19 protein-coding genes and 1 tRNA gene are annotated in these 20,815 nt (G+C 70.1%); 7 read left to right on the forward strand and 13 right to left on the reverse strand.

From position 1 onward, the window contains the following. Genes ACIGXX_RS32845 through ACIGXX_RS32855 form a run of 3 tightly spaced genes read right to left on the reverse strand, consistent with a single transcriptional unit; the run spans position 1 to position 3,409 of the window. Positions 1-879, reverse strand: coding sequence for an SDR family oxidoreductase (locus tag ACIGXX_RS32845; RefSeq protein ID WP_351162894.1), 879 nt, complete (start codon positions 877-879; stop codon positions 1-3). Beyond that, positions 876-1,829 carry an alpha/beta hydrolase gene (locus tag ACIGXX_RS32850; RefSeq protein ID WP_351162892.1) on the reverse strand — a complete coding sequence of 318 codons (954 nt, stop codon included), beginning with the start codon at positions 1,827-1,829 and terminating at the stop codon, positions 876-878. Before ACIGXX_RS32850 ends, ACIGXX_RS32845 begins: the two co-directional genes overlap by 4 nt. Beyond that, positions 1,826-3,409, reverse strand: a complete 1,584-nt coding sequence (locus ACIGXX_RS32855; RefSeq protein WP_351162890.1) for an NAD(P)/FAD-dependent oxidoreductase — start codon at positions 3,407-3,409, stop codon at positions 1,826-1,828. Before ACIGXX_RS32855 ends, ACIGXX_RS32850 begins: the two co-directional genes overlap by 4 nt. Positions 3,410-3,595: 186 nt before the next feature. Between ACIGXX_RS32855 and ACIGXX_RS32860 the strand changes: the two genes are divergently transcribed. Then, positions 3,596-4,243 (forward strand): MerR family transcriptional regulator, encoded by a 648-nt coding sequence (locus tag ACIGXX_RS32860; RefSeq protein WP_383819361.1) that lies wholly within the window; start codon positions 3,596-3,598, stop codon positions 4,241-4,243. Between the two features lie 59 nt (positions 4,244-4,302). On the opposite strand, the gene ACIGXX_RS32865 is transcribed toward ACIGXX_RS32860, so the two are convergent. Both ACIGXX_RS32865 and ACIGXX_RS32870 read right to left on the reverse strand, forming a co-directional pair. Continuing rightward, a complete protein-coding gene (locus ACIGXX_RS32865) occupies positions 4,303-5,202 on the reverse strand; it encodes a DUF6528 family protein (protein ID WP_399981127.1) in 900 nt (299 codons plus the stop codon). A gap of 241 nt (positions 5,203-5,443) precedes the next feature. Further along, on the reverse strand, positions 5,444-6,244 hold the full coding sequence (locus ACIGXX_RS32870) for an exodeoxyribonuclease III (RefSeq protein ID WP_361466335.1): 801 nt from the start codon (positions 6,242-6,244) through the stop codon (positions 5,444-5,446). A gap of 66 nt (positions 6,245-6,310) precedes the next feature. On the opposite strand from ACIGXX_RS32870, the gene ACIGXX_RS32875 reads away from it, so the two are divergent. After that, the gene (locus tag ACIGXX_RS32875; RefSeq protein WP_351162882.1) at positions 6,311-6,823 is read left to right on the forward strand and encodes a GNAT family N-acetyltransferase; all 513 of its coding nucleotides are present in this window, start codon (positions 6,311-6,313) and stop codon (positions 6,821-6,823) included. A gap of 98 nt (positions 6,824-6,921) precedes the next feature. Here the strand turns inward: ACIGXX_RS32875 and ACIGXX_RS32880 are convergent. From ACIGXX_RS32880 to galU, 7 genes are all read right to left on the reverse strand, one after another. Next, positions 6,922-6,995 (reverse strand) — tRNA-Ala (locus tag ACIGXX_RS32880). A gap of 67 nt (positions 6,996-7,062) precedes the next feature. After that, positions 7,063-8,361, reverse strand: coding sequence for a gephyrin-like molybdotransferase receptor GlpR (glpR, locus tag ACIGXX_RS32885; protein WP_399981132.1), 1,299 nt, complete (start codon positions 8,359-8,361; stop codon positions 7,063-7,065). A gap of 197 nt (positions 8,362-8,558) precedes the next feature. After that, complete coding sequence (locus tag ACIGXX_RS32890; protein WP_351163264.1) at positions 8,559-9,182, reverse strand: GNAT family protein; 624 nt, start codon at positions 9,180-9,182, stop codon at positions 8,559-8,561. Continuing rightward, entirely contained in the window at positions 9,179-9,679 is a 501-nt protein-coding gene (locus ACIGXX_RS32895) for a MogA/MoaB family molybdenum cofactor biosynthesis protein (protein ID WP_351162878.1), read from the reverse strand. The genes ACIGXX_RS32890 and ACIGXX_RS32895 overlap by 4 nt, the downstream gene beginning before the upstream one ends. Continuing rightward, positions 9,676-10,167, reverse strand: a complete 492-nt coding sequence (gene moaC, locus ACIGXX_RS32900; RefSeq protein WP_351162876.1) for a cyclic pyranopterin monophosphate synthase MoaC — start codon at positions 10,165-10,167, stop codon at positions 9,676-9,678. The genes ACIGXX_RS32895 and moaC overlap by 4 nt, the downstream gene beginning before the upstream one ends. Positions 10,168-10,254: 87 nt before the next feature. After that, entirely contained in the window at positions 10,255-11,586 is a 1,332-nt protein-coding gene (gene glp, locus ACIGXX_RS32905) for a gephyrin-like molybdotransferase Glp (protein ID WP_351162874.1), read from the reverse strand. Positions 11,587-11,590: 4 nt separating this feature from the next. Next, positions 11,591-12,496 (reverse strand): UTP--glucose-1-phosphate uridylyltransferase GalU, encoded by a 906-nt coding sequence (galU, locus tag ACIGXX_RS32910; protein ID WP_351162871.1) that lies wholly within the window; start codon positions 12,494-12,496, stop codon positions 11,591-11,593. 94 nt (positions 12,497-12,590) lie between these two features. Here galU and ACIGXX_RS32915 point away from each other — a divergent pair, with 94 nt between their 5' ends. Beyond that, entirely contained in the window at positions 12,591-13,202 is a 612-nt protein-coding gene (locus ACIGXX_RS32915; RefSeq protein ID WP_383819242.1) for a 5-formyltetrahydrofolate cyclo-ligase, read from the forward strand. A gap of 68 nt (positions 13,203-13,270) precedes the next feature. On the opposite strand, the gene ACIGXX_RS32920 is transcribed toward ACIGXX_RS32915, so the two are convergent. Next, the gene (locus ACIGXX_RS32920; protein ID WP_399981139.1) at positions 13,271-16,024 is read right to left on the reverse strand and encodes a penicillin acylase family protein; all 2,754 of its coding nucleotides are present in this window, start codon (positions 16,022-16,024) and stop codon (positions 13,271-13,273) included. A gap of 213 nt (positions 16,025-16,237) precedes the next feature. On the opposite strand from ACIGXX_RS32920, the gene ACIGXX_RS32925 reads away from it, so the two are divergent. The 4 genes from ACIGXX_RS32925 (at position 16,238) to ACIGXX_RS32940 (ending at position 20,672) form a co-directional block, all read left to right on the forward strand. Beyond that, positions 16,238-17,758, forward strand: coding sequence for a potassium/proton antiporter (locus ACIGXX_RS32925; RefSeq protein WP_351163262.1), 1,521 nt, complete (start codon positions 16,238-16,240; stop codon positions 17,756-17,758). Positions 17,759-18,009: 251 nt separating this feature from the next. Next, positions 18,010-19,275 carry an MFS transporter gene (locus tag ACIGXX_RS32930; RefSeq protein ID WP_351162866.1) on the forward strand — a complete coding sequence of 422 codons (1,266 nt, stop codon included), beginning with the start codon at positions 18,010-18,012 and terminating at the stop codon, positions 19,273-19,275. 67 nt (positions 19,276-19,342) lie between these two features. Next, on the forward strand, positions 19,343-19,711 hold the full coding sequence (locus ACIGXX_RS32935; RefSeq protein ID WP_351162864.1) for an FmdB family zinc ribbon protein: 369 nt from the start codon (positions 19,343-19,345) through the stop codon (positions 19,709-19,711). A gap of 94 nt (positions 19,712-19,805) precedes the next feature. Next, on the forward strand, positions 19,806-20,672 hold the full coding sequence (locus ACIGXX_RS32940; protein WP_383819238.1) for an S-methyl-5'-thioadenosine phosphorylase: 867 nt from the start codon (positions 19,806-19,808) through the stop codon (positions 20,670-20,672). Positions 20,673-20,815: the final 143 nt, after the last annotated feature.

A 20,815-nucleotide genomic window follows, 5' to 3' on the forward strand; every position in this document is an offset into this window, starting at 1 on the left:
CTACCGCCCCGCACGGCCCTGTTCATCGGCGGAGCCGCCCGCTCCCACGAGCCCCGTGGAGACCGAACCCAGCCGGGGTTCGAACCTCCGCATCTCACGCTGGCCGACCGAGCCGATGATCCCCGGAAGGTATCCCCGGATGCCCTGCATCCCCCGCAGCCACCACTGCGCGTACACATGGCTGGACCGGCGCTCGATGCCGGCGACGATCCGGTCCACCGCGGGACCCAGCGGATACGTCTTGTTGGACGGCCACGGCAGGCGCTGCCGCAACTCCCGCATCACGTCGTCCTGGTCCGCGCCCCGCACCATGTCCGTGTCCGTCCAGGACAGGTAGCCGACGCCCACCTTCACGCCCTTGTAGCCCACCTCGGCCCGCAGACAGTGCGCGTACGCCTCGACGCCCGACTTCGACGCGCAGTACGCCGTCATCATCGGCGCCGGCGTGATCGCCGCCAGCGAGGCGATCTGGAGGAGATAGCCGCGGCTCTCCATGAGCACGGGCAGGAACGCCCTGCCCGTCACCGCGCTGCCGATGAGGTTGACCTCGATCACCCGGCGCCACGCCTCGGGGTCGGACTCGACGAACGGCCCCCCGTTGGCGACGCCCGCGTTGGCGACGACGATGTCGACCTTCCCGAACCGCTCCTTGACCTCCTGGGCGACCCGCGCCATCGCCACGTGGTCCGTGACGTCCGCGTGCCAGGCCTCGCTCTCCGTGTGCAGCCGGGCCGCCACCTGCTTCAGCTCGTCCGGCTCCAGGCCCACGAGCGCGACCTTCGCCCCCCGCGCCGACAGCTTGCGCGCGAGCAGCTCCCCCACGCCTCGCGCCGCCCCGGTGACGACCGCGACCTGACCCTCCAGGCTGACCTTGCTCATGCGCTGCTCCCTTCGAGTCCCTGGACCTGCTCTTCGCCCACCCGTACGTACCGCTTCACGAGATCCCTGATCCCGTCCGTTATCGCTTCCGGCGCCTCGACGGGCGTCATGTGACCGAGCCCCGGCAGCTCGGTCAGGCCCAGGGAGTCCGGCAGCATCGCGGCGATGCGCCGCGCGCCCGCGACGGGCGTCATCCGGTCCGCCGTACCCGCGACGACCGCGGTCGGCACCGTCAACTCCAGGACGCCCGCGTCGAGTTCGATCTCGTCGAGCACGTGCGACCAGCGGTAGCGCACCACCCGAGGACATCCGTGCACGATCCGCGCGCACACCTCGACCCGCTCCGGGGGCGAACCCGGGCCCATCGTGGCGTACTTGAGGATGCGGCGGGCCAGCGGCGTCACAGGACCCAGCGGCGCCTTCGCGCCCAGGACCGACCGCGTCAGCCGCGTCCGGATCCGCCCGGCCCGCATCGGCACCACGAGCGACTCGGCCACCAGCCGCGAACTCCCCGTGCTGCACAGCAGAACCGCCGCCGCGTGCTCGCGGAACCCCGGCCGCGTACTCGCGGCCATGATCGTCATGCCGCCCATGGAGTGCCCGGCGAGCACGGCCCGCTCACCCGGCGCGAGCGTCGCCGCGAGCACCGCTTCGAGGTCGTCGGCGAGGGCGGTCGTGCTGTACCCCTCCGCCCCCGCGGGCGCGGCACTGCGCCCGTGCCCCCGCTGGTCGTACGCGATCACCCGGTGGTCGACCGCCAGGTCACGTATCTGCGCCGCCCAGAAGGCGGTCGAGCACGTCCATCCGTGGGCGAGGACCACCGCGGGCGCGCCCTCGGGGCCGTGCACCTCGGCGTGCAGCCGCGCGCCGTCCGCCGACACGACGGTCAGCTCCCGCGCGGCGGGAGGCGGGGCGAAGGGCCCGCTCGTCACGTGCGTCAGCCTGCTCATGCGCCTGCCTCGACCTTCTTCGCCTTGCGGGACTTCGGCGGCGCCGCGTCCGCACTCACCTTCGGCGGCCGCACCACCTCGTACTCGGCGAGATCCACCCGCCGCGTGGCGGCGCGGAACTCGGACGTCGTACCGGGCCAGATCGTGGTGTTCACGCCGTTCTCGTCGAGGTACCAGCTGTTGCAGCCGCCGGTGTTCCACACGGTGCGCTTCATCCGCTCCTGAACCTTGTCGTTCCAGGCGTTGACGGCGCTCGTCCGCACGGCGAGCGCGGCCCGGCCGCCGAGCACGTCCAACTGCCGCATGTAGTCGGCGAGATAGTTCAGCTGGGACTCGATCATCAGGATCATCGAGGAGTTGCCCAGGCCGGTGTTCGGGCCGATGACCGTCATGAAGTTGGGGAAGCCCGCGGCGGTCGCGCCGCGCAGCGACTTCATCCCGTCCTTCCAGGTCTCCATCATCGTCACGCCGTCGGGGCCCACCACGCGGTTGGCGATCGGCATGTCCGTCACGTGGAAGCCCGTACCGAAGATGATCGCGTCGACCTCGGTCTCGGTGCCGTCCGCGGCGACGACGGTGTTCCCGCGCACCTCGCTGAGCCCGCTGGCGACCACGTCCACATTGGGCTGCGCGAGCGCCGGGTAGTAGGTGTTGGAGAGCAGGATCCGCTTGCAGCCGATGCGGTACGAGGGCGTCAGCTTGGCCCGGAGCGCCGGGTCCTTGACGGCGCGCGCGATGTTCCGCTTGGCGAGCTGCTCGACCGCGCCGAGCTCGTTCGGCCGCTTGGTGAATGCCTGGACCTGCAACTCCCGTATGCCCCACAGGATTCCGCGCCGGGCGTGCGTGGTGAACGGCAGCTGGCGGTGCAGCCAGCGCTCGGCCTTCGTGATCGCACGGTCCATGCGCGGCATCACCCAGGGCGGGGTGCGCTGGAAGAGGGTCAGCCTGCCCACCTCGCGCTGGATGGCGGGCACGATCTGGATGGCGGATGCGCCGGTGCCGATCATCGCGACGCGCTTGCCGCGCAGGTCGTAGTCGTGGTCCCAGCGCGCGGAGTGGAAGACCTTGCCCTCGAAGGTGTCCAGGCCCGGGATGTCCGGGAGCTTGGGGTCGGAGAGGGGTCCGGTGGCGGAGACGACGACATCGGCGGTGAGGGTGCCGTTGCTGGTCTCGATCTCCCACCACAGCTTTTCCGCGTCCCAGCGCATCAGCTTCACCTCGGTGTCGAGGCGGATGTGCGGGCGCAGGCGGAAGGTGTCGGCGATCTGCTCCAGGTACTCCTGGATCTTGCCCTGGCCCGAGAAGGTGCGCGGCCAGTCGGGGTTGGGCGCGAAGGAGAACGAGTACAGGTGCGAGGGCACGTCGCACGCGCAGCCCGGATAGCTGTTGTCCCGCCAGGTGCCGCCCACCGCGCCGGCCCGCTCCAGGACGACGAAGTCGGTGACGCCCTCCCGGCGCAGCCGGACCGCGGCCCCGAGCCCACCGAATCCGGACCCGATCACCGCCACCCGCACATGCTCGTGTTCGCTCCCCGGCTCGCGCCCCTGCTCGCGCACCCGCTGGCGCTCGTCCTCGGCCATGCCGCCGCCTCCCGAACTGCTTCACGACTCTGCCAGTGACCACTGGCGCAATTGGGAGACTAGAACAGCTGCGTACTGATGGGTAGGGGTCAGGCGTCGCGAGTTACCGCCGGTAGCGCGAGGAGAACACCTGCACGATCCGGCAGCACATAGGCTGCTGCCGTGGCAGAGACACGCGAGTACCGCATGGAGGAGCTGGCCAAGGCGGCCGGCATCACGGTCCGCACCGTGCGCTTCTACCGTGAGCGCGGCCTTATCCCGCCACCCCGCCGCGAGGGCCGCATCGCCTGGTACGACGACCATCACCTGGCCAGACTGCGGACGATCGCCGCGCTCCTGGACCGCGGCCACACCCTGAGCGGCATCGCGGAACTCGCGGAGGCCTTCGAGAACGGCCGCGACGTCGGCGAGCTCCTGGGCATCGGCGAACCCACCGAGGAGACCCCGGTCCGCCTCACCCCCGAGGAACTGGCCGACCACTTCGCGGGCGAGGTCACCCCCGAGAACCTCGCCGCGGCCCTGGACCTCGGCTACCTCGGCACGGACGGCGAGGAGATCGTCCACGTGAGCCGCCGCCTCCTGGACGTCTCGTCGGCGCTGGTCCGCGAGGGCATCCCGCTGGCGGCGGTCCTGGAGGCGGGCCAGCGCGTGCGCGAACACGCGGACGCGCTCGCGGAGTTGTTCATCACGATCATCCGCACCCACACGCCCGCCGAGGCGGGCGACGTGAGCATCGACCGCCTGCGCCCGCTGGCGAAGAGCGTGGTGGAGGCGGAACTCTCGATGGCCCTGGACCGCCGCCTGGCCTCGGAGAAGCCGGACGACGACGCCTAACCCGTCCGGCACGCCTCATCCACGCCTCATCCACGCCCCACCCAAGACTCACCCACGCCTCACCGCGGCAGGAACCACCGCGCCTTGTAGATCCCGCCGTCGACCAGCTTGTACTCACCGCGCGGCTGATGGACGCTCACCTTCGTCGTCCACCAGGTCTCCTCAAGGCCGCTCTCCGGCACGGTGCTGATGACCTGCCCCGTCCGCGGATCGTTGCCGACGCCCTTGACCGACTTCCGGGAGATCTCCTCATGGCCCGCGAAGTCCTGCGTGAAGTCCCCGCTCGGGATGTCGTACTGGAAGACGGCCGCGTTCGTCGTCACCCAGAGCCGCTCCGGACGCCCGGCCACGGGAAAGAGGTCGTGGCCGCCCGCGGTCCTGCCCGGAGTCCCGATCGGGAGGCCCACCGACGACCGCCGCGTCAGCGCGGGCCGGGCCCGCGTGCCGCCCACTTCGTACGTGACCAGGTCGTCGTCGCCGATGGCCCACAGCACCTCGCGCGCACCGTCCCAGTGCAGCCCGTGCGCGCCCTTGAGTTCCGCCTCGGCGTACCGCGAGGCGCGCGGCCCCTGCGACGCCGCGTACAGCCTGACCAGCGCGCCCGTGCTGCACGCCACCGCCACGTTGCCGTCCGGCAGGATCTCCGCGCTGTGCGGGTTGAAGAGGTCGTCGCCGGGTCCGATCGCCGCGCCCCAGTAGCGCCGCCCCGACGGGTAGTCGACGACCCCGACGAAGCCGAAGGACGCGGTCGTCAGGACGTACGTACGCCCCTTGTGCCTGCGCACCTTCGACTCGCTCGGATACACCCAACTGTCCTCGGACCGCAGGTCCTTGTACCCCGCCTGCCGCATCGGCGAGAACGCCCACCGCACGACGGACGGATCGGCCTCCCCGTCCCAGACCTTGCGCCGCGGATCGAGCACGAGGATCTGCTGGGTCGCCTGTTCGGTGAGGAGCACCGGTGGAGTACGCCGGGGCACTCCACCGGAAGCGGAGGCAGAGGCATTTGCGGAAGTGGAGGCGGAGGCCGATGACGCGACGGCCGGCGGGAGCCCCGCCCCGATCCCGGCTCCCAGAGCCCCGAGCAGCACACCCCGACGCGACGGCCTCGACATACCGGACATGAAGTCTCCCCCACACGGCTGACAGTTGAGTCATTGTCAGGTACGTGCCCGCAACATGCCATGGCGCCGCGCGGCCTCACATGTCGTAGACCACCGTTACGGGCGCATGGTCCGACCACCGCTCCTCATGACTGGCCGCCCGCTCCACGAACCCCTTGACCGCGCGCTCGGCGAGCCCCGGCGTCGCCACGTGGTAGTCGATCCGCCAGCCCGTGTCGTTGTCGAAGGCGCGCCCCCGGTAGGACCACCAGGAGTAGGGGCCCTCGACGTCGGGGTGCAGCGCCCGCATCACGTCCACGTAGCCGGCACCCTCTTCGAAGACCTCACTGAGCCAGGCACGCTCCTCGGGCAGGAAGCCGGAGTTCTTCTTGTTGCCCTTCCAGTTCTTGAGGTCGGCCTCCTGGTGCGCGATGTTCCAGTCGCCGCAGACCACGACCTGGCGCCCCTCGGCGGCGGCCCGCTGCTTGAGCCCCTTCAGGTACGTGAGGAACTCCCCCATGAAGCGGACCTTCTCGTCCTGCCGCTCCGTGCCCACCTCGCCGGAGGGCAGGTAGAGGCTCGCGACCGTGACGCCGGGCAGATCGGCCTCGACGTAGCGCCCGCTGCCGTCGAACTCATCCGACCCGAACCCGACCTGCACGCGATCCGGCTCACGGCGCGTATAGAGGGAGACGCCCGCGCGCCCCTTCGCGGCGGCCGGCGCGTGCGTGACGTGCCACCCCTCGGGGGCCCGCACCTCCTCCGGCAGCTGCTGCGGCTCGGCCCGCACCTCCTGGAGGCAGAGCACGTCGGCCGAGGTCTCGGCGAGCCACTCCACGAAGCCCTTCTTGGCGGCGGCGCGCAGCCCATTCACATTCACAGAGGTCACAGTGAGCATCCGGGAACGATACCGGCACACTTAATGGATACCTCCACCCCACCGCATAGAAGTACGATGGTTCGCATGAGTATCCAGTCACCGTTGCGGCGGCCCGCCGTCGAGCTGCGCCCCACCCCCTTCGACCACCCCGACGCGGTCAGGCTCAACGACCGCGTCCAGCTCGAGTACGCGGAGCGGTACGGCGATGAGGGCGACGTCACACCTCTGGACCCGGCGATGTTCACGGTCCCGCGCGGTCTGTACCTCCTCGCGTACGACGAGAACGGCACCCCGCTGGCCACCGGCGGCTGGCGCGGCCACGAGGAGAACGACGAGGGCTACGCGCACGGCGACGCCGAGATCAAGCGCATGTACGTCACCCCGGAGGCCCGCGGCCTGGGCCTGGCCCGCCGCATCCTGGCGGCCCTGGAGGACGACGCGCGGGCGGCGGGCCGTACGCGCATGGTCCTGGAGACGGGCACGAAGCAGCCGGAGGCGATAGCCCTGTACACCTCGACCGGTTACACCCCGGCCCCCAGCAAGTTCGGCCACTACCGCTTCGAGGACCTGAGCCGCTGCTTCGCGAAGCAGCTGTAGTCCTTCAGCACCTCACGGCGGTTCTTCGGCGCTTCGGCGTCGAGGCACACGCAAAGATCCCGCCCGGTTCGAAGAACCGGACGGGATCTCATGTGCAGTGGACCTGTGGGGATTTGAACCCCAGACCCCCTCGATGCGAACGAGGTGCGCTACCAGACTGCGCCACAGGCCCTTGCAACGAGTGAAACTCTAGCATCCCGATCCGGGTGCTTGGAAATCCGTTCCTGGCTGGTCAGGCCTCACTCGTTGGCGGCCCGTGGCCGCTCGCCTTCCTCGTACTGGTCGAAGAGCGGCGTGCGTCCGCGCTCGCGGGCCCGGCGGGCGGACGCCGCCCGCCGTGCGTCGCTGCGGCCACCGACTCCGTCCACGCCGTCGGCGCCTTCCGTGCCCTCGGCGTACTCGCCGTACTGCGCGTACTCGCCCTCGTCCGTCTCGTCGGCCGCGGGCTCCACGGTGCTCGACCGCGCCGAGCTCCAGGCATCGGGTGCGCCCAGGTCGACGTCACCGGTGGCCCGGGGTGCGACCGGCGCGGTCACGTACGTCGGCAGGGGCACCGGCACCGGGTCCCAGCTGTCGCCGTGGCCGGGGCGGCGCTGCCGCTCGCGCTGCTGGTCGACCCACTCCGCGTGGTCGGTCTGCTCGACCAGGGCGCGGCGGTCGGCGGCGAGCGCGGACAGGCCCGTCTCGGTGTCGGGGGCCGGTCCTTCCTCCGTGTCGTCGACGACGGCTTCCGCGGCGCTCGACGCGCGCCTGCGCGGCTGGCGCTCCCGAAGCCGCTGCGCGGCGACCTCGGCCCTGCGCCGGTCCATGGTGTAGGTGAAGCGGCGCCGCTCCTGGCCGCGCAGGTAGACGATGTACGCGCTCAGGAGCGCGGCCGGCGCCGCGGGCGCCCAGAGGAACGCGAGCCCGCCCACCGCGGCGACGACCGTGCCGATCGTGAAGGCGACGAAGAGCATCACCGTCGTACGCCGACGGCGCGCCAGCACCTTCACGCGCCGGGCGCGCGCGGCGGCTTCCGCCGATGCCGCACGCTGGGCGGGCGACTGCTGGGGGCGCGCGGCGGACTGCGCTGGGGCCTGCGCCGGTACCGGTGCCGGGGTGTTCACCTGGGCCTTCACCGAGGACCTGGCCGGAGGCTTCGCCGCGGGGTGCGCCTGGGAGCGCGCCGCAGGCTGCTGCGCCGGCGGTCGCACCGAGGGCTGCTGCGCCTGGGGTTTGACCGGCGCCTTGCCCTGCGGCTCGGGCCGCTCCTCCTGGTCGCCCTGTCGATGCGGAGGCGCGACGAAGGCCCGGACGTCCACCGAGCCGGTGGCGTTGTCCGGGTCGCGCGACTCCTCCTCTTCAGGCGAGCGCGCTTGCAGGTCCTTGGCGTATCGGCGCTCCATCCCCGCCCGTCCGGACAAGAGCCGGATGGCGGTGCTGAAGCGTTCCGTCGGACGGGCTTCATTGAGCTCGTCCTGCCTACGGAGCCACATCGGCACCAAGTAGGCGGCCCAGGCCCCGACGATGACTGCGTAGATGAGGCCGCTGCTGCTCACGCCTCACACGGTAGAGGGGTTTGCTTGAGGCCATCTGCCAATTGAGCCGGTGTGTCGCACGATCTGGCTGATATCTCGAACTTTTTTTGTGACTGATGCGATCAACAGGCCACCGGGACCGTGAAATTAATGCCCTAGAGGGACCAACTGGGGCTCCAGACGGTCGATCACCGATCAATTTCAAACACTTATTCTATTTACGCGGTCTTCCGGGGTCGTGCCTGGTGCCAGCGCCGCAGCAACCCTTCCGGTACCTCTTCCGCGGTGAGCGCGAAGACAAGATGGTCGCGCCAGGCACCGTCGATGTGGAGATAGCGTGGACGAAGCCCCTCCTCGCGGAATCCGAGTTTCTCCACGACCCTGCGGCTCGGCCCGTTCTCGGGTCGAATACAGACCTCGATACGGTGCAGCCCGACCGATCGGAAGCAATGGTCCACCGCGAGGGCGACGGCGGTCGGCATCACGCCGCGGCCCGCGACCGACTGGTCGACCCAGTAGCCGACATGGCCCGAGCACATCGATCCCCAGGTGATCCCGGCGACCGTCAACTGCCCGACGAGACGCCCCTGGTACTCGATCACGAAGGGCAGCATGCGCCCGGCGTGCGCCTCGGCGCGCAGATGCCGGACCATCTGGCGGTACGTCGGGCGCTGCACGATCGGGCCGCTGGGCGTGGGCGGCGGGATCGTCGCCTCCCAGGGGCGCAGCCAGTCCCGGTTGCGCCGGTTGACCTCACGCCAGGGCCGCTGGTCGCGCATCTTTATCGGACGGAGGGCGACGTCGCCGTCCGTCAGCTCGACGGGCCAGGAAGGGCTGTTCAGCTCGCACCACCAGGGGGTCTGGGATGGTCGCCGCCCCGGAGCTGCTCGACGGCATGCGTCAGCAGGGGCTCCAGGACGGCCAGGCCGTCCCGTACGCCGCCGGTCGAGCCGGGCAGGTTCACGATGAGCGTGCGCCCCGCGACTCCGGCCAGTCCCCGGGAGAGCGCGGCCGTGGGCACCTGCTGTCTGCCGTGGGCGCGAATAGCCTCCGGGATGCCCGGCACTTCGTGGTCGATGACGGCGCGGGTGGCCTCGGGGGTGCGGTCGGTGGGCGAGATGCCGGTGCCGCCTGTGGTGAGGATCACGTCGTATCCGGCGTCGACTCCGGCGCGCAGGGCCTGCTCGACGGGGGCGCCGTCGGGGACGACCCGGGGGCCTTCGACCTCGAAGCCGAGCGCGGCAAGGGCGTCGGCGATGACCGGCCCGCCCCGGTCGGCGTAGACGCCCGCGGCGGCGCGGTTGGAGGCGGTGACGACGAGCGCGCGGTAGGCCGTCATGCTCCGGCTCCTTCGCGGCTCCAGTCCCCGGACTTGCCGCCGGTCTTCTCCTCGACGCGTACGTCCGTGATGACCGCGCCCTTGTCGACGGCCTTGACCATGTCGATCACCGTGAGGGCGGCGACGGACACCGCGGTGAGGGCCTCCATCTCGACGCCCGTACGGTCCGTCGTCTTCACGGTGGCGAGGATCTCGACGGCGTCGTCGGCCACGGAGAGGTCGAGTTTCACCCCGGAGACGGCCAGCGGGTGACAGAGCGGGATCAGGTCGGGCGTGCGTTTGGCGCCCATGATGCCGGCGATCCGCGCGGTGGCGAGGGCGTCGCCCTTGGGGACGCCTTCCCCGCGCAACAGCTCGATCACGCGGGGCGAGACCAGGACGCGGCCACTGGCGCGGGCGGTGCGCGCGGTCACGTCCTTCGCGGATACGTCGACCATGCGGGCGGCGCCCGCTTCGTCGATGTGCGTCAGGCTCTGCTGCGTACTCATGTGCTGTGGCGCTCCCGGTCCGGGCCCTCTCGCGGTGCGGCGCAAGGGGGCCTATGTGCGCGACACCGTACCGCGCGAGAGTGCCTTTCAGCCGAGCAGGACCACTTCGACGTCGGTGCCCGGCTCCACCGCTGTGGTGTCCTCCGGGACCACGATCAGCGCGTCCGCGTGCGCGAGAGCCGCGACGAGGTGGGAGCCCGCGCCGCCCACGGGCCGCACGCTGCCCGCGTCGGCGTCGTACTGCCCGCGCAGGAACTGCCGCTTCCCCGCGGGCGAGCTCAGCGCCTTGTCGGCGCTGAGCACCGCGCGTGCCGTGGGCCGGTGGACGTCCGGCAGGCCCATCAGGGCGCGCACGGCGGGTCGTACGAAGATCTCGAAGGAGACGTACGACGACACCGGGTTGCCCGGCAGGGCGAGCAGCGGGGTGTGGTCGGGGCCGATGGAGCCGAAGCCCTGGGGCTTGCCCGGCTGCATGGCGAGCTTGCGGAACTCGATGCCGCTGCCGTCCTCGTCCTCGTCCCCCACGGAGGCGAGGGCTTCCTTCACGACGTCGTACGCGCCGACGCTGACGCCGCCCGTGGTGACGATGAGGTCGGCGCGGATCAGCTGGTCCTCGATGGTGGAGCGCAGCGTCTCGGCGTCGTCGGCGACCGCGCCCACGCGGTAGGCGATCGCTCCGGCGTCCCGGGCGGCGGCGGTGAGGGCGAAGCTGTTGGAGTCGTAGATCTGGCCCTTGGCCAACTCCTCGCCGGGCTGGATCAGTTCGCTGCCGGTGGACATGACGACCACGCGGGGGCGCGGGCGCACCTTGACCGTGCCGCGGCCGATCGCGGCGAGCAGGCCGATCTGCGGGGCGCCGAGGACCGTGCCCGCGGTCAGTGCGCGGTCACCGGCCTGGACGTCGCTGCCACGCGCCCGCACGTGCGCGCGTGCCTCGGCGGGGCGGTGCACGCGGACCTCTCCGGAGGCTCCCTCGGGGGCGGCGCTGTGCGCGCGCATCCCGGAGACGGGGCCTTCGCCGAGGCCTCCGTCGGTCCACTCCACGGGGACGACGGCCTCGGCGCCGGGCGGCAGCGGGGCGCCGGTCATGATGCGGGCGGCCTGGCCCGCGCCGACGACCGGCTGCTCGCCCTGGCCCGCCGCCACGTCACCGATGACCGTCAGGACGGCGGGGAACTCCTCGCTCGCGCCCGCGATGTCGGCGACCCGGACGGCATAGCCGTCCATGGAGCTGTTGTCGAAGGGCGGCAGCGAGACGGGCACCGTGACGTCCTCGACGAGGACGCAGCCCTGGGCGTCGAGGAGTTGGAGCTCGATGGGCTCCAGGGGGCGGACGGTTCCGAGGATGTCGTCCAGGTGCTCGCTCACCGACCAGACGTGTTCCTGGCCGGTGACTTCGGTCGTCGCGCTGCTGCTCAAAGTGCTACATCTCCTCGGACACGTAACTGCGAAGCCAGGCCTGGAAGTCCGGGCCCAGGTCTTCACGTTCGCACGCGAGTCTGACAATGGCACGCAGATAGTCGCCGCGGTCGCCGGTGTCATAGCGGCGGCCCTTGAAGACGACGCCGTGCACGGGGCCGCCGACCTTCTCGTCGACGGCGAGCTGCTGGAGGGCGTCGGTGAGCTGGATCTCGCCGCCGCGGCCCGGCTCGGTCTTGCGCAGTATGTCGAAGACATGGGGGTCCAGGACGTACCGGCCGATGATGGCGTAGTTGCTGGGGGCGTCCGCCGCGTCGGGCTTCTCGACCAGGCCGGTCACCTTGACGACGTCGCCCTCGTCCGTGGCGTCGACCGCCGCGCAGCCGTAGAGGTGGATCTGCTCCGGGGCCACCTCCATGAGGGCGATGACGCTGCCGCCGTGCCGCTCCTGGACCTCGACCATGCGGGCGAGGAGCGGGTCGCGCGGGTCGATCAGGTCGTCGCCGAGGAGGACGGCGAACGGTTCGTTGCCGACGTGCGGGGCCGCGCACAGGACGGCGTGACCGAGTCCCTTGGGGTCGCCCTGGCGTACGTAGTGCATGGTCGCGAGGTCGCTGGACTCCTGGACCTTGGCGAGTCTCGCCTCGTCGCCCTTCTTCAGAAGGGCCGACTCCAGCTCGTAGTTGCGGTCGAAGTGGTCCTCCAGGGGGCGCTTGTTGCGGCCCGTGATCATGAGGACGTCGTCCAGGCCGGCGGAGGCGGCCTCCTCGACCACGTACTGGATCGCCGGCTTGTCGACGACTGGCAGCATCTCCTTGGGAGTGGCCTTGGTGGCCGGCAGGAACCGGGTGCCCAGGCCTGCTGCGGGAATGACAGCCTTGCTGATCCTTGGGGGGTGAGACTCAGTCATGTCCGTAACCATAACCGGTGCGTATGTGCGGAATCTGTGTCTCCGGACATTTTGTTCTCATATGAGCGCACCTGGAAGGGTTTGTGAGCGCACCATGAAAGAACCCGGCTCGGACCAGCCAACCAAGCGCACGTTGCGGGGAGAATTCCTCGCGGTGAGACGCCGGTTGACTAGGGATGACGCGCAGAAGGCCGCCGCGGTTCTCGCCGACCGCGCATTGGAGCTGAAAGAGCTCGCCGGGGCGCGCACGGTCGCCGCGTACGTCTCCGTGGGCAGCGAACCGGGGACGCGGGCGCTCCTCGACGCCCTGCACGCGCGCGGGACGCGGGTCCTGCTGCCGGTGCTCCTGGCGGACAACGACCTGGACTGGGCGGCCTACGAGGGCGAGGGCTCGCTGACCCGCGTGCAACACCCGGGAAAGATCGAGCTCTTGGAGCCCTCAGGCGCGCGCCTGGGGCCCGACGCCGTCCTGGCGGCGGACGCCGTGCTGCTGCCGGGCCTGGCCGTGGACGAGCGCGGGATGCGGCTCGGGCGCGGTGGCGGTTCGTACGACAGGGTGCTCGCCCGGCTCGACCGGGCCGGCGCCGATCCCGCCCTGGTGGTGCTCCTGTACGACACGGAGGTCGTCGCCCACCTCCCCCAGGAGCCGCACGACAAGCCGGTGCACGCCGTCGTCACGCCGTCGGGAGTACGCCGCTTCCGCTGACCCGCTCCGTACGCGAAAGGGCCCTCCACGCGCGCGTGGAGGGCCCTTTCACTGTCTCGTGCGGCAGCTCAGGGCCGCAGCACCAGGGTGTCGTTCGTGCTCTTCTTCACGGCGTTCTCGGAGAAGGACCACGGAAGCAGCTCGCCCTTGACCCACTTGCTCGTCTGGTCGGTGTAGTGCGCGCTGTAGGCGTGCCCCGAAGCGCCGGTGAGGTTGATCCACTTCGACTTGTCGAGGTCGTCGAGGTTCACCACCATGCGCATCGACGGCACCCACTGCACTCCGTAGCCGCCCGCCGCGTTCCAGCCGGTGGCGTTGACCGCCGCCTCGCCGCCGCCCAGCTTGAACGGGCCGCGGTTGAGCATGAACTGGAGCCAGCCGGGGCCTTCGACGCCCAGGGTCTGGTTCTTCAGGGTCAGCCGGTGCAGGCGGCCCCAGCTCCAGGTGTCGACGTCCTTGCCGAGCTTGGCCGTCAGGTCCCAGCGCGCGTCCTCCATCGCCCGGCCGAACAGCTGGTCACGGGTCTTGGTCTCGGCGTCCGTGCGGGTCTTGGGCGACTTCCACCAGTCGTTGTCCTCGTCGTCGAGGATCGACCGGATCACTTCGTAGTAGCGGTCGCCGCCGTCGGGCTGCGCGGACTCCGCGTCCCGCTGGCCGCACTCGCGCACCGGCTCGGCCTCGTCGGCCGGACCCGTGTTCCCGGCCGGCTCGACGTTCAGGCACTGGCCCTTGACCCGCAGCTCCTTGGGCAGCTTGTTGCCGATGGAGAGCTTGAGGATGTTGCGCCAGACCGAGTTGAAGTACGCCGCTGCCGCCGAGTCGGGATCCTGGGTGTAGTCCCAGCCCTCGAGGAGCTTCTGCGCCTCACGGACGTAGCTGTCCTTGACGTCGATCTTGAGCAGCTTGGGCACGAGGACCTTGGCGATCTCGCTGCTGTTGTCCATCTGCATCGTGCGCATGTCCTCGGTGGAGACCTTCCCACCGTTCTTGATCTTCGACTGGATCAGATCGGTGATGCGCTGGCTGCGTGCCCCGTAGCCCCAGTCCGACGTGAGCTTGTACGGGTACTCCTTGCCGATGACGGCCTGGTTCGCGGTCACGATGTAGCCGCGCTTGGGGTCGTACTCGTAGGGCAGCGCGGACTGCGGGATGTAGCCGGTCCAGCGGTAGTCGGAGTCCCAGCCGGGCGCGGGGAGCGCGCCGTCGCCCTTGCCGCGGACCGGGATCTTGCCCGGCGCCTGGTAGCCGATGTGGCCCTTGGTGTCCGCGTAGATCAGGTTCTGCGAGGGCACTTCAAAAGAAGCGGCCGCCTTGCGGAACCCCGAGAAGTCCTTCGCCTTGTTGAGCTCGAAGACCGCGTCCATCGACCTGCCCGGCTTCAGCGCGGTCCAGCGCAGCGAGACTCCGTAGCCGTCGCCCCGGTCGGGGGCGGCGCTGTCGACGGTGGCCTTCTTGCCGACCTTCACCAGTTCGTCGTCACGGTCGGACAGCAGGGGTCCGTTGCCGGTCTCTCTGACGGTGATCTTCTTGGACTTGCCGCCCGCGACCTTGATGGTCTCCACGCGCGACTTGAAGGGCAGCACCTTGTTGTCGTACTCGTAGCCGTCGCCCGCGAACTTCTCGAGGTAGAGGTCCGTGACGTCGGCACCGAGGTTCGTCATGCCCCAGGCGATGTCCTGGTTGTGGCCGATGACCACACCGGGCATCCCGGCGAAGGTGTAGCCGGAGACGTCGTACTGGCAGTCCTTGGAGACCGTCCGGCAGTGCAGGCCCATCTGGTACCAGACGGACGGCAGCTGCGGTGACAGGTGCGGGTCATTGGCGAGCAGCGGCTTCCCGGAGATCGTGTGGTCTCCGGAGACGACCCAGGAATTGGATCCGATGCCGTTGCCGTTCGGACCCAGGCCCGCGTCCGGGACGCTGTCCAGGATGTCGGAGAGGCCCGACAGCTGGGACTGCAGCCCTCCCGGGGCCTCGGTGTTGCCCGCGAGGCCGGTGCCCGCCGCGCCGCCGGTCTGCGACTGGCTGCCCGTACTGCTGCCCTTGCCCTCGTACTCCTTGGTGACGCTGTTGTAGGCGCCTTCCTGGACGATGGGCTTGTTCCGGTCGTACGGGTACTGCGGGTACAGGTCCTTGATCTGGGACGGGCCGAGGCGACTGGTCATCAAGGAGCGGTCGATCTCGTCCTGCATGTTGCCGCGCAGGTCCCAGGCCATGGCCTTGAGCCACGCCACGGAGTCGACGGGGGTCCACTCCTGGGGCTCGTAGTCGTTGGTGAAGCCAAGGGCGGCGTACTCCAGGGAGATGTCCTTGCCGCTCTTGTCCTTCAGGTAGGCGTTGACTCCCTTGGAGTACGCCTGGAGGTACTTCTTCGTCGCGGGCGAGAGCTTGGTGTCGTACTCCTTCTGCGCCACACGGTGCCAACCGAGCGTCCGCAGGAACTCATCGGTCTTTACTTGGCCCTTGCCGAACATCTCGGAGAGGCGACCGGAGGTCATGTGGCGACGTACGTCCATCTCCCAGAAGCGGTCCTGCGCCTGGACGAAGCCCTGGGCGATGAACAGGTCGGCGTCGGACTCGGCATAGATCTGCGGGATGCCGTTGCCGTCACGCTTCACGTCGACGGGGCCGGAGAGGCCGTCGAGCTTGATCGTCCCCTTGGTCTGCGGGAAGGAGGCCCGCACCGTGCTGACGCTCCAGTACGCGCCGTAACCGATGCCCGCCACGATGGCCAGGACCAGGACGATCACGAGGAGGCGGGCTCGGCGCCCCTTCTTCTTGCCGGACTTATGACCGGAAGAGGCGGTGGTATTCGAGGGCATCGCTGTCCTTGCTGTCCTTACGCGAGCGGCAGGGCTGGCTGGGCGGTGGTGGGAGCGCTGGAGCAACCATAGGCGCAGGGCACTGCGGCCCCGGACGCGGAGTCAGGAACGTACATCGCGACGCATCGTATGGGTGTTCGAAGGCGTCAAGGAAGCGTTAACAATTAGGTAAGGTAACGAAGTACTTGGCTCGCGCGGAGGAAGGAACGGCCCCTGACTGTCCACGACCTCAACCAGCTTCTGCTCATCTGCTCGCTCGTCCTGCTCGTCGCGGTCGCGGCGGTCCGCATCTCGTCGCGCAGTGGGCTCCCCAGCCTGCTCCTGTACCTGGGCATCGGCATCGCCATGGGCCAGGACGGCATCGGCAACGTCACCTTCAACAATGCCGAATTGACGCAGGTCATCGGCTATGCGGCGCTCGTCGTGATCCTGGCCGAGGGCGGCCTGGGCACGAAGTGGAAAGAGATCAAACCCGCGCTGCCCGCAGCCGCCGTCCTGTCGCTCGCCGGCATCGCGGTGAGCGTCGGCGTGACGGCCGCCGGTGCCCATTACCTGGTCGGCCTGGAGTGGCGCCAAGCGCTCATCATCGGCGCGGTGGTCTCCTCGACGGACGCGGCGGCGGTCTTCTCCGTGCTGCGCAAGGTGCCGCTGCCCTCACGCGTGACGGGCATCCTGGAAGCGGAGTCGGGGTTCAACGACGCCCCTGTGGTGATCCTGGTCGTGGCCTTCTCCACGGCGGGGCCCGTGGAGCACTGGTACATCCTGCTCGGCGAGATCGCCCTGGAGCTGGCGATCGGTGCCGCGATCGGCATCGCGGTGGGCTGGCTCGGCGCCTTCGGGCTGCGGCACGTGGCACTGCCCGCGTCCGGCCTCTACCCCATCGCCGTGATGGCCATCGCGGTCGCCGCCTACGCGGCCGGAGCCATGGCGCACGGCAGTGGATTCCTCGCCGTCTACCTCGCGGCGATGGTCCTGGGCAACGCGAAGCTGCCGCACTGGCCGGCCACCCGCGGCTTCGCCGAAGGGCTCGGCTGGATCGCGCAGATCGGCATGTTCGTCCTGCTCGGCCTCCTGGTCACCCCGCACGACCTGCTGGACGACATGTGGCCGGCGATCATCATCGGCTTGATCCTGACCATGGTGGCCAGACCCCTGGGGGTCGTCATCAGCCTGCTGCCGTTCCGCATGCCCTGGCAGGAGAAGGCCCTGATGTCCTGGGCGGGACTGCGCGGAGCCGTGCCCATCATCCTGGCCACGATCCCGATGGTGAACGGCGTCGACGACAGCCAGCGGATCTTCAACATCGTCTTCGTCCTGGTCGTCGTCTACACCCTCATCCAGGGTCCTACGCTGCCGTGGCTGGCCAGGAAGCTGCGCCTTGGCGACTCTTCGGGCGCCGCCGACCTGGGCATCGAATCGGCGCCCCTGGAGCGGCTGCGCGGACACCTGCTCTCCGTGGCGATCCCGAAGGGATCGCGGATGCACGGCGTCGAGGTGGGCGAACTGCGGATGCCCGCGGGGGCCGCGGTCACCCTCGTCGTTCGCAACGGCGAATCTTTCGTTCCGCAGCCCACGACCGTGCTGCAACGCGGGGACGAGCTCCTGGTCGTCGCGACCGACCCGGTGCGGGACGCGGCGGAGAAGCGACTGCGGGCCGTCGGACAGGGCGGAAAACTGGCCGGATGGCTGGGAACCGCTGGTCAGGAGCCGGAGGGGCGAGGTAATCGCAGGTGATGGGTGCCTCATTCTCCGTATTCACAGGTCTGATGCCACCATTCCCTGTACGGTGAAGGCACACTTCTTCTGTACCAACTGATCGAACCAACTCTGTCTGAAGCAGAGCTGGCGCCGACCGTATGGCGGCCGCGTGTCCTCGCAGTGGGCAACCGGCATCTACCGCAGTCCCGCGCAAGAGGACAGCTCTCGGCGCCGCCGCCCTGAAAAAAAGGGGGGCCGCGCTACCAGGCGGCAGAAAGGCACGGGCCGTGGCATCCACGGTCACCTCCCGCCCGGGATACGGACAGCTGCTGCGCACCCGCGGCGCCTGGACGTTTCTCCTGCCCGGCTTCGCGGCGCGACAGCCCTTCGCGATGCTGACCATCTCCATCGTGCTGCTCGTGCAGCACACCACCGGCTCGTACGGCGTCGCCGGCGCCGTGTCGGCCGTCACCGGTGTCTCCATGGCGGTGTTCGCCCCCTTCGGCGGCAAACTCGCCGACCGGTTCGGCCAGCGGGCCGTCCTGGTGCCGGGCGTGCTCATCCACACGGTGTCGGTGCTCTCCCTGACGGTCCTCGCGCTCTCCGACGCCCCCTTGTGGGCGCTCTTCGTCGCGGCGGTGCCCACCGGTGCCTCACAGCCGCAGATCAGCCCCATGGTGCGGGCCCGCTGGGGCGTCAAGCTCCAGGACTCCCCGCTGGCGGGCACGGCGGCCGCCTTCGAGTCGGTCACGGACGAGCTGACATTCGTCCTGGGTCCGCTCTTCGCGACCGCGCTGTGCACGACCATCGACCCGGCGGCCGGACTCTTCACGGAGGCCGGGCTCACGCTGGTGGGCGGCCTGCTGTTCGCCGCGCAGAAGAGCACCCAGCCCAAGCCCGCCACCCGCGAGGAGCACGCGCGCGTGGAGCACGTCTCCGCGCTGCGGATCCCCGGTGTGCGCGTGCTGATCGTGACCTTCCTGGGCATCGGCGCCGTCTTCGGCGGCATGCAGGTCTCCCTGGCGGCCTTCACCGAGTCCATCGGCGAACCCGGCCTGAACGGCGTCCTGTACGGCACGTTCGCGGCGGGCAACATGCTCTCCGGTCTCGTCTGCGGCGCCATCGCCTGGAAGATCGCCCCGCAGCGGCGGCTCCTGGTCGGCTACGCGGCACTGACCCTGATGGCCTCCGGCCTCTGGGCCGCGCACTCCGTGGTGCTGCTCGCCGGACTCGGCCTGCTGGTCGGCGTCTGCATCGCGCCCGCCCTGATCACCGGCTACACGCTGGTGGACAAGCTCGTGGACCCGTCCGGGCGGACCGAGGCGTTCACCTGGCTCACCGGCGCCGTCGCGCTCGGCCAGGCCGCTGCCGTCACGGTCGCGGGTCAGCTGGAGGACCACTTCTGGGACGGCGCCGGATTCCTGGTGCCGCTGGGCGGTACGGCACTGGCGCTCGCGGTGCTCGTGACCCTGCGCTCGCGGCTCGTTCCGCGGTCCGTCGGGCGCACCGTGGCACGTGGCGTCGGTCACCGCGAGCCGGTCACGGTGGACTGATCACGCGGAATACGTCACTATGGACCGTCGTTAGCACTCATCGAGTGAGAGTGCCAGGAGGAAGCAAGTGCCGACGTACCAGTACCAGTGCACCGAATGCGGCGAGGGCCTCGAGGCGGTGCAGAAGTTCACCGATGACGCCCTGACCGTGTGCCCCAGCTGCGACGGACGCCTCAAGAAGGTGTTCTCGGCGGTCGGCATCGTCTTCAAGGGCTCCGGGTTCTACCGCAACGACAGCCGCGGCTCGTCGTCGAGCAGCACGCCGTCGACGGCGAACGCGTCGAAGTCCTCGGACTCCAAGCCGTCGGACTCCAAGTCCTCCGCGGGCGCTTCTTCGTCCTCCTCGGGCTCCTCGGGCTCGGACTCGAAGTCGTCCGGCTCGTCCTCGGGTTCGTCGGCCGGTTCGTCCAGCTCTTCCAGCTCGTCGGCCGCCTAGGCCACAGCGCTCCGCGCACGTCGTTCTTCCAGGTCCCCGCTGTCCTCCGACAGCGGGGACCTCGGCGTTCCCGCGCCCGGCTACTGTGCTCGGCATGGTGAATCCCGACATGGTGAACACGGCGGACGCGATGCGGGCCGATATCGGTGTCATCGGCGGCTCCGGCTTCTACTCCTTCCTCGACGACGTGACCGAGCTCCAGGTCGACACCCCCTACGGAGCGCCGAGCGACTCCCTCTTCCTCGGTGACATCGCCGGTCGACGGGTCGCGTTCCTGCCCCGGCACGGCCGCGGACACCATCTGCCGCCGCATCGCATCAACTACCGCGCCAATCTGTGGGCGTTGCGCTCCGTGGGCGTACGGCAGGTGCTCGGCCCGTGTGCGGTGGGCGGGCTGCGGCCCGAGTTCGGGCCCGGGACGCTGCTGGTGCCCGATCAGCTCGTGGACCGCACGAAGACGCGTACGCAGACGTACTTCGACGGGGTACCGCTGCCGGACGGGAGCATTCCGAACGTCGTGCACGTGTCGTTGGCCGACCCGTACTGCCCCGTCGGGCGCGGCGCCGCACTGAAGGCCGCCCGCGGGCGGGAGTGGGAGGCGGTGGACGGCGGGACGCTCGTGGTGATCGAGGGGCCGCGGTTCTCGACCCGCGCCGAATCGCTCTGGCACGCGGCGCAGGGCTGGTCGGTGGTCGGCATGACCGGGCATCCCGAGGCCGTGCTCGCCCGTGAACTGGAGCTCTGCTACACGTCGTTGACGCTGGTCACGGATCTGGACGCGGGCGCGGAGAGCGGCGAGGGCGTCTCGCACGAAGAGGTGCTCCAGGTGTTCGCGGCGAATGTGGACCGGCTGCGGACGGTGCTGTTCGACGCGGTGGCGGGGCTGCCGGCGGAGGGCGAGCGGGACTGCCTGTGTGCGGGGGCGCTGGGCGGGATGGATACGGGGATTCGGCTGCCGTGAGGGGTCCGGCGGGCGGGGGCGTGCGGAGGCGTGCGGGGCCGGAACTTCACCTTCGGGTGAGGGAGTTGTCCACAACCCGCGAGTAGCGCACGGGGCTCAGCGGGATTCTGCGCGGCGGCGCATCGTGGGAGCGGAAGGCAAGT

The organism is Streptomyces sp. NPDC055243 (assembly GCF_044544025.1).
Lineage (GTDB): Bacteria > Actinomycetota > Actinomycetes > Streptomycetales > Streptomycetaceae > Streptomyces.

Bases quoted from the DNA above. Each gene is read 5' to 3' on its own strand.
- ACIGXX_RS32845 (WP_351162894.1), bottom strand. From the start codon at position 879: ATGAGCAAGGTCAGCCTGGAGGGTCAGGTCGCGGTCGTCACCGGGGCG.
- ACIGXX_RS32850 (WP_351162892.1), bottom strand. From the start codon at position 1,829: ATGAGCAGGCTGACGCACGTGACGAGCGGGCCCTTCGCCCCGCCTCCC.
- ACIGXX_RS32855 (WP_351162890.1), bottom strand. From the start codon at position 3,409: ATGGCCGAGGACGAGCGCCAGCGGGTGCGCGAGCAGGGGCGCGAGCCG.
- ACIGXX_RS32860 (WP_383819361.1), top strand. From the start codon at position 3,596: ATGGAGGAGCTGGCCAAGGCGGCCGGCATCACGGTCCGCACCGTGCGC.
- ACIGXX_RS32870 (WP_361466335.1), bottom strand. From the start codon at position 6,244: ATGCTCACTGTGACCTCTGTGAATGTGAATGGGCTGCGCGCCGCCGCC.
- ACIGXX_RS32875 (WP_351162882.1), top strand. From the start codon at position 6,311: ATGAGTATCCAGTCACCGTTGCGGCGGCCCGCCGTCGAGCTGCGCCCC.
- ACIGXX_RS32895 (WP_351162878.1), bottom strand. From the start codon at position 9,679: ATGACGGCCTACCGCGCGCTCGTCGTCACCGCCTCCAACCGCGCCGCC.
- moaC (WP_351162876.1), bottom strand. From the start codon at position 10,167: ATGAGTACGCAGCAGAGCCTGACGCACATCGACGAAGCGGGCGCCGCC.
- galU (WP_351162871.1), bottom strand. From the start codon at position 12,496: ATGACTGAGTCTCACCCCCCAAGGATCAGCAAGGCTGTCATTCCCGCA.
- ACIGXX_RS32915 (WP_383819242.1), top strand. From the start codon at position 12,591: ATGAAAGAACCCGGCTCGGACCAGCCAACCAAGCGCACGTTGCGGGGA.
- ACIGXX_RS32920 (WP_399981139.1), bottom strand. From the start codon at position 16,024: ATGCCCTCGAATACCACCGCCTCTTCCGGTCATAAGTCCGGCAAGAAG.
- ACIGXX_RS32940 (WP_383819238.1), top strand. From the start codon at position 19,806: ATGGTGAATCCCGACATGGTGAACACGGCGGACGCGATGCGGGCCGAT.